Consider the following 802-nt stretch of genomic DNA (forward strand, 5'->3'; position numbering starts at 1 on the left):
ACCGATTTCCAACTGCATGAACTGACTGGCCGCTGGCTAAGCGAGAACATGCCTGAAGGCTTCAAAAGTGATCGCTTCCGATTCCTAGCGCGCACTATCACTGCGTCTGAAGAAGCGCCAACAGAGGGTGCAGATGGTGAAATTCGTATTAAACCGAACTTGTACATTCTTGTGTGGGAACCATCGTTCTATGAAGAGTTGCTCACCCGCGACTATTTCTTCCTGTTTCCACCTGAAATTCTGAAACAGCATACCCTTGTGTTCCAGTTGTACTCTTACTTCAGAAGCCGTATGGCGCGCCGTCACTCAGATTGCATGCTACTGAGCGAACTGAACCAAAAACTGGCGAGAAACATCGATTGGCGTCGTTTTTCGATGGATTTGATCCGAGAGCTAAGAAAGCTGGGTGAAGTGACTGATCAAGACGATACATTCCTTGTCAATTTATGGGGTTACCACCTGACGATCACCGCAATGATCGAAAAGGATAAAACAGTCGACTATCAGGTTGATATCAAGTGTAACGTTGAAGAAGTGTTGCGATACTCTCGTGCTCGTACGACCAATGCGGGTAAGCGAAATATGGCACCAACGTTGCCAAACCCACTGCGTAATGAAATGGTCTCGAAACAGAAATTGGAAGAGCTCTCAGAGATCATCGATGGCGAGTTTGAGCCTATTCAACGTAAAGCCCCGTCACCACGAGGTAAATTAGGGCGTCGCGTGAAACTACGTAAACACTCGGTTGAGATCAACGCGGATGAAATCACCATTACTTTATCTAAATATACCTCTCCAGAGG

Annotated in this window: 1 protein-coding gene; it reads left to right on the forward strand. The window is 46.8% G+C overall.

What is annotated here, in order from left to right; translation table 11 throughout:
- On the forward strand, window positions 1-802 hold an 802-nt coding region (locus tag KIV40_RS28930), incomplete at both ends, for a replication initiator protein RctB domain-containing protein (protein ID WP_285352668.1).

Source organism: Vibrio sp. D173a, from assembly GCF_030248475.1.